The sequence below is a fragment of the Nisaea sp. genome (assembly GCF_017640745.1).
Lineage (GTDB): Bacteria > Pseudomonadota > Alphaproteobacteria > Thalassobaculales > Thalassobaculaceae > Nisaea.
Map to the genome: position 1 here is coordinate 203,474 of NZ_JAEPQA010000001.1, position 14,374 is coordinate 217,847.

The 14,374-nt window shown below is 63.1% G+C and carries 14 protein-coding genes; all 14 read right to left on the bottom strand.

All coding sequences use genetic code 11. The features are described 5' to 3' along the window. Window positions 1-48: 48 nt before the first annotated feature. The 14 genes from JJ959_RS01010 to nuoG all read right to left on the bottom strand — a co-directional run bounded on the left by JJ959_RS01010 (window position 49) and on the right by nuoG (window position 14,366). On the bottom strand, window positions 49-552 hold the full coding sequence (locus JJ959_RS01010) for a hypothetical protein (protein WP_292879408.1): 504 nt from the start codon (window positions 550-552) through the stop codon (window positions 49-51). 211 nt (window positions 553-763) lie between these two features. After that, a complete protein-coding gene (locus JJ959_RS01015) occupies window positions 764-1,015 on the bottom strand; it encodes a DUF1467 family protein (RefSeq protein WP_292879409.1) in 252 nt (83 codons plus the stop codon). 10 nt (window positions 1,016-1,025) lie between these two features. Beyond that, complete coding sequence (gene mce / locus JJ959_RS01020; protein WP_292879410.1) at window positions 1,026-1,430, bottom strand: methylmalonyl-CoA epimerase; 405 nt, start codon at window positions 1,428-1,430, stop codon at window positions 1,026-1,028. A gap of 22 nt (window positions 1,431-1,452) precedes the next feature. Then, entirely contained in the window at window positions 1,453-3,135 is a 1,683-nt protein-coding gene (locus JJ959_RS01025; RefSeq protein WP_292879411.1) for a ribonuclease J, read from the bottom strand. Further along, entirely contained in the window at window positions 3,132-3,935 is an 804-nt protein-coding gene (locus JJ959_RS01030) for a type III pantothenate kinase (RefSeq protein WP_292879412.1), read from the bottom strand. Before JJ959_RS01030 ends, JJ959_RS01025 begins: the two co-directional genes overlap by 4 nt. Continuing rightward, window positions 3,935-4,687, bottom strand: a complete 753-nt coding sequence (locus JJ959_RS01035; RefSeq protein ID WP_292879413.1) for a biotin--[acetyl-CoA-carboxylase] ligase — start codon at window positions 4,685-4,687, stop codon at window positions 3,935-3,937. The genes JJ959_RS01030 and JJ959_RS01035 overlap by 1 nt, the downstream gene beginning before the upstream one ends. 46 nt (window positions 4,688-4,733) lie before the next feature. Further along, window positions 4,734-6,194, bottom strand: a complete 1,461-nt coding sequence (gene nuoN / locus JJ959_RS01040; RefSeq protein ID WP_292879414.1) for an NADH-quinone oxidoreductase subunit NuoN — start codon at window positions 6,192-6,194, stop codon at window positions 4,734-4,736. Between the two features lie 16 nt (window positions 6,195-6,210). Then, window positions 6,211-7,722 (bottom strand): NADH-quinone oxidoreductase subunit M, encoded by a 1,512-nt coding sequence (locus tag JJ959_RS01045; RefSeq protein WP_292879415.1) that lies wholly within the window; start codon window positions 7,720-7,722, stop codon window positions 6,211-6,213. Between the two features lie 4 nt (window positions 7,723-7,726). Next, entirely contained in the window at window positions 7,727-9,658 is a 1,932-nt protein-coding gene (gene nuoL, locus JJ959_RS01050) for an NADH-quinone oxidoreductase subunit L (protein ID WP_292879416.1), read from the bottom strand. Between the two features lie 6 nt (window positions 9,659-9,664). Beyond that, window positions 9,665-9,973 carry an NADH-quinone oxidoreductase subunit NuoK gene (nuoK, locus tag JJ959_RS01055; RefSeq protein ID WP_193180509.1) on the bottom strand — a complete coding sequence of 103 codons (309 nt, stop codon included), beginning with the start codon at window positions 9,971-9,973 and terminating at the stop codon, window positions 9,665-9,667. 5 nt (window positions 9,974-9,978) lie between these two features. Further along, window positions 9,979-10,584, bottom strand: coding sequence for an NADH-quinone oxidoreductase subunit J (locus tag JJ959_RS01060; protein ID WP_292879417.1), 606 nt, complete (start codon window positions 10,582-10,584; stop codon window positions 9,979-9,981). A 98-nt stretch (window positions 10,585-10,682) separates the two neighbouring features. Beyond that, window positions 10,683-11,171: an NADH-quinone oxidoreductase subunit NuoI gene (nuoI, locus tag JJ959_RS01065; RefSeq protein ID WP_257769368.1), complete on the bottom strand. Its 489-nt coding sequence runs from the start codon at window positions 11,169-11,171 to the stop codon at window positions 10,683-10,685. A gap of 62 nt (window positions 11,172-11,233) precedes the next feature. Then, window positions 11,234-12,256 carry an NADH-quinone oxidoreductase subunit NuoH gene (gene nuoH, locus JJ959_RS01070; protein WP_292879571.1) on the bottom strand — a complete coding sequence of 341 codons (1,023 nt, stop codon included), beginning with the start codon at window positions 12,254-12,256 and terminating at the stop codon, window positions 11,234-11,236. A gap of 13 nt (window positions 12,257-12,269) precedes the next feature. Continuing rightward, the gene (gene nuoG / locus JJ959_RS01075) at window positions 12,270-14,366 is read right to left on the bottom strand and encodes an NADH-quinone oxidoreductase subunit NuoG (RefSeq protein WP_292879418.1); all 2,097 of its coding nucleotides are present in this window, start codon (window positions 14,364-14,366) and stop codon (window positions 12,270-12,272) included. Window positions 14,367-14,374 lie beyond the last annotated feature (8 nt).

Sequence of the window (14,374 nt, forward strand, 5' to 3'; positions counted from 1 at the left end):
CCATACGACGAACACTGAAAACGGCGGCGCCTCCCGGTGCCGCCGTTTCTATTTCTTCATCTTGGCGCAGGCCGCAGCGATGGCCGCCATTTGCGGATCGGTCAGCGGCTGGCCGTTATACTCAAGCCGCCCAGAGCCGATATCGTATGTCACGGTGCCAATTCCGGCCTCCGCGGAGGTCCCGCCCGGCAGCGTGAACAATTCCGCCAGCTCGAGGGTCAGCGGAATGGTGATCGATTTCGGTGCCTCGATGATGACCGAACCCGGCAGGTCGGCGCCAGCAACCGCGTTACCGCGGGCATCGACACCCGGTTTATACTCGACGTCGGCAGAGGGCTGATAGGCGATGACGCGCTGACAGTCTCGTTTGGATACGGTGATCCCGGCCGGGCTGTCCTCCGCAGCGGTCGCGAGTCCGGGCCACGAGAGCAGGAGAACAGCGAGCGCTGAGCGGCCTGCCAACTTCATTTTGCTCGAAATATTCATTTTCATGTCTCCCGAAGCCCCGGAGCGGACTTTTGATAACAAAATCCGCATGAGAATCGTTATCATTTAACCTAACTGCAAAAAAATGGATGACGCCCCGGACAACATGTCATATGGTCGCATCCTAATAATTAAAAATAAGTCCGAGCCGCGAATTTGGCCCGAGTTTAGGGAGGAAGCGAACCCTGACGATCCGTCGCCAGGGTCGAACCATAAAAAAAATTCGCCGGCAAGATCCCTCTGGATCTTGCCGTTTTTCTTGGTTCAGTCGCTTCCGCTACCAGTTCTTGATCGCATCGCGAAACGAGAACAGATCAGCTCCGATGAGATAATCGACAAGAAACGTGCCGAGGATCGCCGCGACGGTGGCTCCGGCTGCTTTCTTCCAGAGATGCGGACGCCGGGGCGCACTCGCCGCATGCCCTTCTTCGGGAGTTTCAGCGACGCGCACACCGATCGGCAGGGCCATCAGGAAAAACCACCACCAGAGCAGCAGAAAGACGACAACGACGGAAACCGGGTCTTGCATGCGTCTGTACTCAGGCCTGCTCGAGTTCGACGAGTGTGCCGGCGAAATCCTTCGGATGCAGGAACAGCACCGGCTTTCCATGGGCGCCGATCTTCGGCTCCCCGTCTCCGAGCACCCGCGCGCCTTCCGACTTCAAGCGGTCTCGCGCCGCGAGGATGTCGTCGACCTCGTAGCAGACATGGTGCATGCCGCCGGACGGGTTCTTTTCCAGGAAAGCCGCGATCGGCGACGCGTCCCCGAACGGATGCAAAAGCTCTATCTTGGTGTTCGGAAGCTCCACGAAGACGACCGTGACACCATGCTCCGGCAGATCCTCCGGTGCGCTGACATTGGCACCAAGGGCGCCCCGATAGGTCGCGCAGGCAGCATCCAGATCCGGTACCGCAATAGCGACGTGATTCAAACGGCCGATCATCGCACCCTTCCCTTCAGTATCCTCAGACCCTCAGCACATGCACCGTAGTCACCGGGCGCTTGCCGTATTCCGCTTTCACGACCCGGCGGACGGCCCGGCGCACCGCCTCACCGACCTCGTCGTCATTGCCCCGCGCTTTTTTGCCGAGTGCCTCGACCGCTTCCCATATGAGGTCCTTCGCGGTCTCGCTCAATGCGGCAATTTCGCCCTCGTCCGCGATCCCGTTGAAACTCACGACCGGATCGCCGTGCAGATGTCCCTTGCCGCCGAGCAGCACGGTCACCGAAACGGCGCCGTTATAGAGCATTTTCTTGCGGTCACCGAGCACGCTCGACTCAAGCGGTCTCAACCGCCCGCCATCCATGGTGAAAGCGCCCGTCGGCACCCAGCCGACGATTTCCGCCGCACCTTCCTTCAGGCGGATCATGCTTCCGTTCCCGGGAACGACCGCCTCCGGAACCTGACAGTCCCGGGCAAGCCGCGCATGGGCCTCGAGGTGACGCGGGGTCCCGTGAACCGGAACGGCGATCTTGGGCCGGATGTACTGGTACATCTCGACCAGTTCCTCCCGCGCCGGATGGCCGGAAACATGGACGTGATGCTCGCGTTCCGTCACCACCTCGATGCCGCGGGAGACGAGCTTGCTCTGGATCCGGCCGATCGCAGTCTCGTTGCCCGGTATCTCGCGGGATGAAAAGATCACCACGTCGCCGCGCTCCAGAACGATCTCCTGATGCGCATTGTCCGCAATCCGTGCCAGCGCGGCGCGCGGCTCTCCCTGCGAGCCGGTGCAGATCAGCACCAGCTTGTCGCGCGGGATGAAGCCAGCGTCCTTTTCCGAGACGAACTCGGGGATGTCCCTCAGATATCCGTTCTGCAGCGCCGCCTCATACATCTTCCAGAGAGAACGCCCGACCAGCGCGACGTGACGGCCCGCGGCCTCAGCCGCCGCCGAGATCGTCGCGAGACGGCCGACATTGGAGGCGAAGCAGGTAATCGCGATCCGGTGCGTGTCGTATTTCCGGAACAACTCGGCGAGCGAGTCCGTCAGGCTCGCCTCGGAGCCGGAGCGCCCCGGATCGAGGACATTGGTCGAGTCCCCGATCATCGCCAGCACGCCCTCGTCGCCGATCGCACGCAGCGCGTCTATGTCGCTGACCTCACCGATGACCGGTTCCGGATCGAACTTCCAGTCGCCGGAATGCATCACAGTACCGCCGCCGCAGCGGATCACCAGAGCATTCGGCTCCGGGATCGAGTGGGTCAGGGTGATGAGCTCGATCTCGAACGGACCAATGACGAAATTCGCCGAGAGATCGATCTCGATCAGCTCGACCTGCTCGAGGATCCCCTCATCCGCCAGCTTCCGCCGCACCAGCGTGGCGGTGAAGGGGGTCGCATAGATCGGGCAACGCAGCTTCGGCCAGAGATAGGGAATGGCGCCGATATGATCCTCGTGCCCGTGCGTCACCACAAGCCCGACGAGATCGTGCCGCCGCTGCTCGATGAATTCCGGGTCCGGGAGGATGATGTCGATCCCCGGCATGGTGTCGTCGCCGAAGGAGATCCCGAGGTCGACCATCAGCCACTTGCCACCATAGTGGTAGAGGTTGAGGTTCATGCCGATCTCGTCGCTGCCGCCGAGCGGCAGGAAGATGAAATCGTCCTCGTCTATGTTCAGCTCGGCCTTCTTCCTGGCGCTCATCGCGCTTTGTTCCGTTCGTGTATCAGAAGCAGGCCGCGCAATGTAATCTCCTCGTCCACATGTTCAATGGCGGGCGTGCAATTGGCGAAGATCGCCGCCAGGCCGCCGGTGCCGATAACCGTCATGTCGGTTCCGTATTCCTGCTTGATGCGGGAAACGAGTCCCTCGATCAACCCGATATAGCCCCAGAAAATCCCGGAATGCATGGCGCTGACGGTTGACTTTCCAATGACCTTGACCGGGCTGTTTGTCCCCTCTTCCGGCAGCTCCGGCGGCCGGATTGCGATCCGCGGCAATTGTGCCGCCGCACGGTAGAGCGCATCGAGCGAGAGATTGATGCCCGGCGCGATGATGCCGCCGGCATAGCCGCCGTCCGGTTCCACCACGTCGAAGGTCGTCGCGGTACCAAAATCGATCACGATGAGCGCGCCATCATAGACCGCGTGCGCCGCGACGGCGTTCACCAGCCGGTCCGCCCCGACCTGTTCCGGACGGTCGATCCGGATGTCGAGGCCGAGGTCGACGCCCTTCTTGCCGACCACCATCGGCTCGATCTTGAAATATTTCCGGCAAAGCGTCTCGAGATTGAACATGACCTCCGGGACAACGGTCGCGATGATCACGTCCGTCACGTCGCTCAGGGTCATGCTCTCGAGCGCCATCAGCTGCGTCAGCCAGACAGCATACTCGTCCGCGGTCCGCGCCACGTTCGTCGAGGTCCGCCACGAACCACGCTTTCCCTTGCCGGCAAAGACGGCGAAGACCGTGTTGGTGTTGCCGCAATCGATCGTCAGAAGCATCAGCTGTCCTCCGCCAGACGCACATCGCCCGCCGCGATTTTCTCCTGCCGACCGTCGTCGAGACGCAGGATCATGGTTCCGTCGGCATCGATCCCTTCATAGCACCCGGATTTGCGTTCGGGGCCGTTTTCGACGATCACCCGCTGGCCGATCCATCGCGCCCGCGCGATCCAGGCCTCCCGAATGGCCTCGAAACCGTCCTGCCGCCATTGCCCGTAGCGAGCAGACAGGGCCGCCAGGTAGCATTCCAGAAAATTTTCGACTGTCGGAGGTTCGGCAAGATGCTCCCGGATCGACGTCGCCGGATAGCGCGTTTCAGCCGGAGCGTGTCCGAGATTGATCCCGACGCCGAGCAGCGCGACATACCGCCCGTCCCGCGGCAGTGTCTCCGTCAGGATGCCCGAAAGTTTCGCCCCTTCGAGAAGGACGTCGTTCGGCCATTTCAGTTTGAGATCGGCCCCGGGCAACAATCCGGCGACGGCATCATGCACGGCGAGCGACGCGACGAAGGAGAGTTCCTGAAGACGGCCGAGGGGCAGATCCGGATCAAGGATCGCCGTGGTGTAGAGATTGCCTTCCGGAGAGGACCAGGGCCGGCCGAGCCGGCCGCGCCCGGCCGTCTGGCTCCGCGCCCGGACCAGCGAGCGGTCCGGCGCGCCCTCCCGGGCGAGCCGTTCCGCTTCGTCGCTGGTGCTGGCGACGGCGTCGAAGCTGTGGATCGTGAAGCCGTGACTCTGGCGGTTCTGGTCCAATTGACCCGATCCTTCCGGGGTCAGAGCGTCCGGTCAGACGTCCGGATTATCCGGCGAACAGAGCAGAAGCGGCAGCCTTGGCGCTGCTGACGAGCGGTGCCGGGACGATGAAGAACAGCAGCGTCACAGCGGCCATGACCGTCATGACGATCTTCAGATCGCCCGGAACGGCACTGTCGAGCGGCTCCTCCGCCTCGTCGAAATACATGATCTTGACGATGCGCAGGTAATAGAAGGCGCCAATCACGCTGGCGAGCACGCCAAGCACGGCGAGGGTGATCAGGCCGGACTCGACCGCAGCCATGAAGACGAACCATTTGCCGAAGAAGCCCGCGAGCGGCGGAATGCCGGCCATCGAGAACATGAAGATCAGGATCATCGCCGCCATGCCCGGATGGGTCTTGGAGAGCCCGGCAAGGTCGTTGATGCCTTCGACCGCCCGGCCCTGCCGGCGCATCGCGAGGATGCAGGCGAAGGTCCCGACATTCATGAAGAGATAGATCGCGAGATAGACCAGGATTCCGGCAACCCCCGCCTCGTTCGCGGCGGCGAGACCGACCAGCGCGTAGCCCATATGGCCGATCGAGCTGTAGGCCATCAGACGCTTGATGTTGGTCTGGACCAGCGCACCGACCGCGCCAAGCGCCATGGAGAGCACCGCTATCAGCGAAATGATCTGCTGCCATTCGCCGACCAGCGCGCCGAACGGCTCGAGCAGGACGCGGAGGAACAGCGCCAGAGCCGCCACCTTCGGCGCCACTGCGAAGAGCGCGGTGACCGGGGTCGGCGCGCCTTCGTAGACGTCCGGCGTCCACATGTGGAACGGCACGGCCGAGACCTTGAAGGCGAGACCGCAGATCACGAAGACCAGACCGACGATCAAGCCAACGGAAGGCTCCGTCCCCGCAAGGCCGGTGAAGACCCGCGCCAGTGCGTCGAATTCGGTGGTGCCGGCGAAGCCGTACACCATCGAGGAACCGTAAAGCAGCATCCCCGAGGAGAGCGCGCCGAGCACGAAATACTTCAGACCGGCTTCGGTCGAACGGAGCGTGTCGCGCCGGATGGAGGCGATGACATAGAGCGCAAGGCTCTGGGTCTCCAGGCCGACATAGAGCGCGATCATGTCGTTGGCCGACACCATCATCAGCATGCCGACGGTGGAGAGCACGATCAGCACCGGGTATTCGAAGCGCTCGAAACTGTCTCGCCGGAAGGTGCTGCGCGACATGATAATCGCAAGGATCGAGCCCGCGAGAATCAGAAGCTTGGCGAACTGGGCGAAGGGACCGGAGGAGAACATGCCGAAGAAGGCCGGCGTGGTGTCTCCGCCGTAAGTCACGACCAGACCGCCGGCAATCACCATGACGGCGACGGCGAGCCAGGATGTCGCCTCCTGCGCCTTGCCGCCCTTGAAGACGCCGAACATGAGCAGCGCCATGGCCGCGGCCGCGAGGAAGATCTCGGCGGCCGCCGGGCTCATCACGGGAAGCGTTGTGATCGCATCCATGGGTCTAACTCCTGCCTTACCGGGCGGCCACGGCCACGCTCGCATTGCCGAGCGCAACCTTGTAATTGCTGATCAGGTGATCGACCGACACCGACATCATGTCGAGGAAGGTCGAGGGATAGATCCCCATCCAGAACACCAGAATGATGAGCGGGGCGAAGACGGCGATCTCGCGCGGCGAGAGGTCGAGCATCTTCTTCAGCGCTTCCTTGTCGAGCGTGCCGAAGATGATCCGCCGGTAGAGATAGAGCATGTAGGCCGCACCGAGGATCAGGCCGGTCGCCGCCAGGGCCGCGAGCCAGGTGCTCTTCTCGAAGGCGCCCATCAGGATCAGGAACTCGCCGACGAAACCGCTGGTGGCCGGCAAGCCGACCGAGCCCATGGTGAAGATCATGAAGACCAGCGCGTAGCGCGGCATCCGTTCCACAAGACCGCCATAGGCCGCGATCTCGCGGGTATGCATCCGGTCATAGACCACGCCGACGCAGAGGAAGAGCGCGCCGGAGACGATGCCGTGGCTCAGCATCTGGAAGATCGAGCCCTCGACGCCCTGGGTCGTCATGGTGAACATGCCGATGGTCACGAAGCCCATATGCGCGATCGAGGAATAGGCGATCAGCTTCTTCATGTCCTCCTGCACCAGCGCGACGAGCGAGGTGTAGATCACCGCGACGATGCTGAGCGCATAGACCAGCGGCGTGAAGAATTCGGTCGCCTCCGGGAACATCGGAATGGAGAAGCGGAGGAAACCGTAGCCGCCCATCTTCAGCAGCACGCCCGCCAGGATCACCGAGCCCGCTGTCGGCGCCTCGACGTGGGCGTCCGGGAGCCAGGTATGGACCGGCCACATCGGGACCTTCACCGCGAAGGAGGCGAAGAAGGCGAGCCAGAGCCAGGTCTGCAGCTCAGCCGGGAAACCGGCCTGCATCAGCGACGGGATGTCGGTCGTGCCGGCCTGCAGATACATCGCCAGGATGGCGATCAGCATCAGCACGGAGCCGAGCAGCGTGTAGAGGAAGAACTTGAAGGCCGCATAGACCCGGCGTGCACCACCCCAGACGCCGATGATCAGGAACATCGGGATCAGAACGCCTTCGAAGAAGATGTAGAAGACGAGGATATCGAGCGCGCAGAACATGCCGACCATAAGGGTCTCAAGCACGAGGAAGGCGATCATGTATTCCTTCACGCGCTTCTGCACAGCCTCCCAGCTCGCCAGAATGCAGATCGGCGTCAGCAGGGTCGAGAGCAGCACGAACCACATGGAAATGCCGTCGACACCCATGTGATAGCCGATGCCCCAGTCGGGCAGCCAGTCGCGCTTCTCGACGAACTGGAAATCCGCCGTGGTCGGGTCGAACCCGGCCCAGATCAGCAGCGAGATGACGAAGGTGATCAGCGAGGTCCAGAGCGCCACGTAGCGGGCATTCCGTGCGACCTGCGCCTCCTCGCCCCGGGTGAGCGCCACGAAGAGCGCGCCCGCGAGCGGCAGGAACGTAACCAGTGAGAGTAGCGGCCAATCGCTCATGGTCTTAGTTCCCGCTCGTCAGCATGTACCAGGAGATGATGGCGACGACGCCGATCATCATCACGAAGGCGTAGTGATAGACGTAGCCCGACTGCATCTTGCCGGCCCTGACCGCCGCAAGGCGGGTCACCAGGCTGACGCCGTCCGGACCGAAGCCGTCGATGATCGCGCCGTCGCCGTTCTTCCAGAAGATGCGGCCGATCTTCATCGACGGACGCACGAAGAGGAAGTCGTAGAGTTCGTCGAAGTACCACTTGTTCAGCAGGAACAGGTAGAACGGACGGAAGCTGCTCGCGACCTTGGCCGGCAGGCCGGGCATGAACATGTACATCAGGTAGGCGAGCCCGATGCCGGCGACCGTGACGACGATCGGGATGATCTTCACCCAGAGCGGGACATGGTGCGCCCCCTCGATCGTGTCGTTGCCCTCGGCGACGAAGATTGCCGCGCCCCAGAATTCCTGGCGCAGATCGCCGCCGAAATACTGGTAGCCGAGCCAGCCGGAGAGCACCGCGCCGACCGCGAGCACCATCAGCGGAATGGTCATCACGCTCGGGGATTCGTGGATGTGGCTCATCACCTCCTGGCTCGCGCGCGGCTTGCCGTGGAAGGTCATGATCAGCAGGCGCCAGCTGTAGAACGCGGTCATGAACGCGGCGCCGACACCGAGCCAGAAGGCGTAGTCGCCGACACCGGTGTGTTTCGCGTAGGCCACCTCGATGATCAGGTCCTTGGAGAAGAACCCGGCGAAGGGCGGCAGGCCAACCAGTGCCCAGCTGCCGATCCACATCATGATGTAGGTGAGTTTGATGTGCTTCCAGATGCCGCCCATGTTGCGCATGTCCTGCTCGTCCGACATGGCGTGGATCACGGAGCCCGCACCAAGGAACAGCAGCGCCTTGAAGAAGGCGTGAGTCATCAGGTGGAAAATAGCGGCGGAATAGGCCGAGACGCCGCAGGCGAAGAACATGTAGCCGAGCTGGCTACAGGTCGAATAGGCGATCACCCGCTTGATGTCGTTCTGGCAGAGTCCGACAGTCGCCGCGAAGAAGGCCGTGGTCGCCCCGACGATCGTGATCACCATCAGCGCGGTCTCGGAGAACTCCATCATCGGCGACAGGCGCGCGACCATGAAGACGCCGGCCGTCACCATGGTCGCGGCGTGGATGAGCGCGGAGACCGGGGTCGGACCTTCCATCGCGTCCGGCAGCCAAGTGTGCAGGCCGAGCTGCGCGGACTTGCCCATCGCGCCGATGAAGAGCAGCAGGCAGAGCACCGTCATGGCATGCCACTCGTAGCCGAGGAACTCCATGGTCACCGCGGCCTTTTCCGGCACCGCGGCAAAGATGTCGTCGAGCACGACCGTATCGAACAGCAGGTATGTACCGAAGATACCGAGCGCGAAGCCGAAATCGCCAACGCGGTTGACGATGAAGGCCTTCATCGCGGCGGCATTGGCCGACGGCTTATGGAACCAGAACCCAATCAGCAGGTAGGACGCGAGACCGACGCCTTCCCAGCCGAAGAACAGCTGCACCAGGTTGTCGGCCGTCACCAGCATCAGCATCGCGAAGGTGAACAGGCTGAGATACGACATGAAGCGCGGCTTCGAATGGTCGTGGCTCATGTAGCCGATGGAATAGACATGCACCATCGTCGAGACGCCGGTCACCACGATCAGCATGACCGCCGTCAGGGTGTCGAACTTGAGCGACCAGGCCGCTTCCATGGAGCCGGAGGCGATCCAGGTGAAGAGCTCGATCGTGACCGGGTTGCCGCCCAGAGCGACGTCGAAGAAGGCGATGATCGAAAGGGCGAGCGAGCCGAACATGGCTCCGCAGGTGACCAGCTGGGCCGGGCGGTCGCCGATGGCCCGGTTCCCGAGACCCGCGACGAGACTGCCGAGCAGCGGCAGGAAGACGATTGCGGCGTACATCCGGCCTTACCCTTTCATCAGGTTGATGTCTTCGACAGCGATGCTGCCGCGGTTGCGGAAGTACACAACCAGGATGGCGAGGCCGATGGCCGCCTCGGCGGCGGCGACGGTCAGCACGAAGAGCGCGAAGACCTGGCCGACGAGGTCGTTCAGGAAGACCGAGAACGAGACCAGGTTGATGTTCACCGAGAGCAGGATCAGCTCGATCGACATCAGGATGATGATCACGTTCTTCCGGTTCAGGAAGATCCCGAACATGCCGAGCGTGAAGAGCACGGCGGCGACGGTCAGGTAATGGGCGAGACCGATTTCCAGCATGATCAGGCTCCTCCCCCGCGCGGAACTTCGACGACTTCGACGGTTTCTTCCGTGGTCCGGGCGAGCTGCGCGGAAATCCGCTGACGCTTGACGCCCGGGCGGCTGCGCAGCGTGAGCACGATGGCGCCGATCATGGCGATCAGCAGGATCAGGCCCGCCGCCTGGAAGAGATAGACATAGCGCGTGTAAAGCAGAGCGCCGAGCGCGTGGGTATTGCTCACCTGCGACGCGTCGGGCGCGGGCGCCGTTGTGATCAGATCGGGCGCAATGACCCAGCTCGTCACCACGAAGAAGAGCTCGACGAAGATCACCAGCCCGATCAGCATACCGATCGGCAGGTACTTCATGAAGCCCTGCCGCAGCTCGACGAAGTTGATGTCGAGCATCATCACGACGAACAGGAAGAGCACCGCGACCGCACCGACATAGACGACGACGAGGATCATCGCGATGAACTCGGCGCCAAGCAGGACGAAGAGCCCGGCGGCATTGAAGAAGGCCAGGATCAGGAACAGGACCGAATGGACCGGGTTCCGGGAAGAGACCACCATGACGCCCGAGGCAATCGTGATCGCGGCAAAAACATAGAATATGAGTGCCTGGATCATCGGCGCCCTCCTCCCGCCGCCGTAACGGCGGGCGATTTCTGAGTCAACTCAGCCATTTCGCCGGCTTTCTTCATGTTCCCCTCGCCCCCCGAGCGCCATCAACGATACGGCGCTTCGACGGTCAGATTGTGCGCGATCTCGCGCTCCCAGCGGTCCCCGTTCGCGAGCAGCTTGTCCTTGTTGTAGAACAGCTCTTCGCGGGTTTCCGTGGCGAATTCGAAGTTCGGTCCCTCGACGATCGCATCGACCGGGCAGGCTTCCTGGCAGAAACCGCAATAGATGCATTTCGTCATGTCGATGTCGTAGCGCGTCGTCCGGCGGCTGCCGTCCTCGCGCGGTTCGGCCTCGATGGTGATGGCCTGCGCCGGGCAGATCGCCTCGCAGAGTTTGCAGGCGATGCAGCGTTCCTCGCCGTTCGGGTAGCGGCGCAGCGCGTGCTCGCCGCGGAAACGGCTGCTGATCGGGCCCTTTTCGTAGGGGTAGTTGATCGTGACCTTCGGCTTGAAGAAATACTTCAGCGTCAGATACATCCCGGACAGCAGCTCGGTCAGCAGAAGCCCGCGCGCACTTTGTTGCAGCATGCTCATGGCTCAGCCTCTCTCCGTCGTGCGTTTGTGGTTCGCGTTCGGCGTCATTTTCACGTCAATCCTCATCCCAACACCGGATCCGGCACCCAGCCGAAGGCGACGAGCACGCCGGCGGTGATGACGACCCAGAGCAGCGAGAACGGCAGGAAGACCTTCCATCCGAGGCGCATCAGCTGGTCGTAGCGGTAGCGCGGGAAGGTCGCCCGGACCCAGAGGAAGAAGAACAGAACGAAGCAGATCTTCAGCGCGAGCCAGATCGGACCCGGGATCCAGTTGAACGGCGCGATGTCGAAGATCGGCAGCCAGCCGCCGAGGAACAGGATCGCGGTGATCCCGCTCATCAGGATCATGTTCGCGTATTCGCCGAGGAAGAACAGGGCGAAGGTCATCGAGGAATACTCGACGAAATAGCCCGCCACCAGTTCCGACTCGCCTTCCGGAAGGTCGAACGGCGCGCGGTTGGTTTCCGCCAGCGCCGAGACGAAGAAGATCACGAACATCGGCAGCAGCGGAATGGCGAACCAGACCGTCTTCTGCGCCTCGACGATCGCCGAGAGGTTCAGCGAGCCGACGCAGAGCAGCACGGTGATCATCACGAAGCCGATGGAGACCTCGTAGGACACCATCTGTGCCGCGGAGCGCAGCGCGCCGAGGAAGGCGTATTTCGAGTTCGACGCCCAGCCGGCCATGATCACGCCATAGACGCCGAGCGAGGAGATCGCGAAGAGATAGAGCACGCCAACATTGATGTCGGCCAGCACCATGCCCTCGTCGAACGGGATCACCGCCCAGGCGATCATCGCCAGGATGAAGGTCAGCATCGGCGCCATCGCGAACATCAGCTTATTCGCGCCGGCCGGCAGGATGGTTTCCTTGGCAAAGAGCTTCACGCCGTCCGCGAGCGGCTGCAGCAGGCCGAACGGACCGACGACGTTCGGCCCCTTCCGCATCTGCATGGCGCCGATCACCTTGCGCTCGAAATAGGTCAGGTACGCGACGGCCACAAGCAGCGGCACCACGATGGCGAGGATCTGCGCCAGGATGATCGCGGTCGGGATCACGTAGGTGTCGAGGATCGCATTCATATCCATCGGACTCTTACCCCTCGGTCCCGGTCCGGCCCTGCTTCGGCAGGACGAACACCTCGGTACACTCGGCCATGGTCTTGGAGGCCCGGCTGATCGGATCGGTCATGTAGAAATTCTCGACCGTGGTGCCGAAACCGGTGTCGCTCATCGCGCCTTCGGTTCCGAACGGTCCCCATTCGGCGACCGGCGCGACGTCGATCTCGGTGAAGATCTCGTTCTCGCTGCGGAGCTTGGCGCGGAGCTGGTCGAGGCTGTCATAGGGCAAAGCCTGGCCGAGATGAGCCGAAAGCGCACGAAGGATCGCCCAGTCCTCGCGGGCCTCGCCCGGCGGGAAGCTGGCGCGCAGCCCCATCTGGACCCGCCCCTCGGTATTGACGTAGAGCGCGTCCTTCTCGGTATAGGCCGCACCCGGCAGGATCACGTCGGCGCGATGCGCGCCACGGTCGCCATGGTGGCCCTGATAGATCACGAAGGCATCGCCGAGCCGCTGGGTATCGATCTCGTCGGCCCCGAGCAGGTAGACCGCCTTGATCTTGCCCTTGGAGGCACCTTCGAGAATGCCGGAGACGTCCGCGCCGCCCTTGCCCGGCAGGAAGCCGAGATCGAGGCCGCCGACGCGGGCGGCCGCGGTGTGCAGCACATTGAAACCGTTCCAGGCCGGGATCTCGTTGCCGTCAGCATCCGTCGAGGCAGCGACCAGCATGCCGGTGCTCTCGGCGATCTTGCGCGCTGTCGCCAGAACGGCGGCACCGTCCTCGCGGGTGAGCGCGCCCATGCCGAGAATGATCATCGGCCGCTTGGCGTCCTTCAGCACGGTGGCGAAGGCGTTCTTGCCGTCGGCGACTTCGGTCAGGGTCTGCGGACCCGCGCCGAGATGCTCGTATTCATAGGTCAGTTCGACCGGCGCGCCGATCAGGCCGACCTTGAGGCCGCCGGCGAGCCAGCGCTTGCGGATCCGCGCGTTCAGTACGGCGGCGTCCCATCGCGGGTTCGCGCCGACGATCAGGATCGCGTCCGCGTCCTCGATTCCGGCAATGGTCGAATTGAAGAGATAGCCGGCGCGTGTCGTCGCATCGAGCTTGGCGCCGTCCTGGCGGCAGTCGAGGTTCGGCGAGCCGAGCGCGGTCATCAGCCCCTTCAGGGCATACATGGACTCGACATCCACGGTATCGCCCGCCACAGCGGCGATCTCGGCGCCCTTGAGGCCCTTCAGTTTCGCCGCGATGGCAGCGAATGCCTCATCCCAGGAAACCGGCGAGAGCTTGCCGTTCTTGCGCAGATACGGACGGTCGAGACGCTGGCGCTTAAGTCCGTCGCAGGCATAACGCGTCTTGTCGGAGATCCACTCCTCGTTCACGTCCTCATGCAGGCGCGGCAGGACCCGCATGACCTCGGAGCCGCGCGCATCGACACGGATGTTGGAGCCGACCGCGTCCATCACGTCGATGCTCTCGGTCTTGCGCAGTTCCCAGGGGCGCGCGACGAAGGCATAGGGCTTGGAGGTCAGCGCACCGACTGGGCAGAGGTCGATGACATTGGCCGACATCTCGCTGTCGATGGCCTTCTCGAGATAGGTCGTGATCTCGGCGTTCTCGCCCCGGCCGAGCAGGCCCATGTCGGTCACGCCGGCGACCTCGGTCGAGAAGCGGACGCAGCGCGTGCAATGGATGCAGCGGGTCATGATGGTCTTGACCAGCGGGCCCATATACTTGTCTTCGACCGCGCGCTTGTTCTCGTCGTATCGGCTGTCGTTCTGGCCGAACGCCATCGCCTGGTCCTGCAGGTCGCATTCGCCGCCCTGGTCGCAGATCGGGCAGTCGAGCGGGTGGTTGATGAGGAGGAACTCCATCACCCCTTCCCGCGCTTTCTTCACCATCTCTGTGTCGGTGCGGATCACCATGCCGTCACCGGCAGGCATCGCACAGGACGCAACCGGCTTCGGCGAGCGCTCCATCTCGACCAGACACATGCGGCAGTTACCGGCGATCGAGAGCCGTTCGTGATAGCAGAAACGCGGCACTTCGACGCCGGCTTCCTCGCAGGCCTGGAGCACGGACGCGCCGGCGGGTACTTCGACCTCGACCCCGTTGACCGTCAATTTAGGCATTGCGCTCT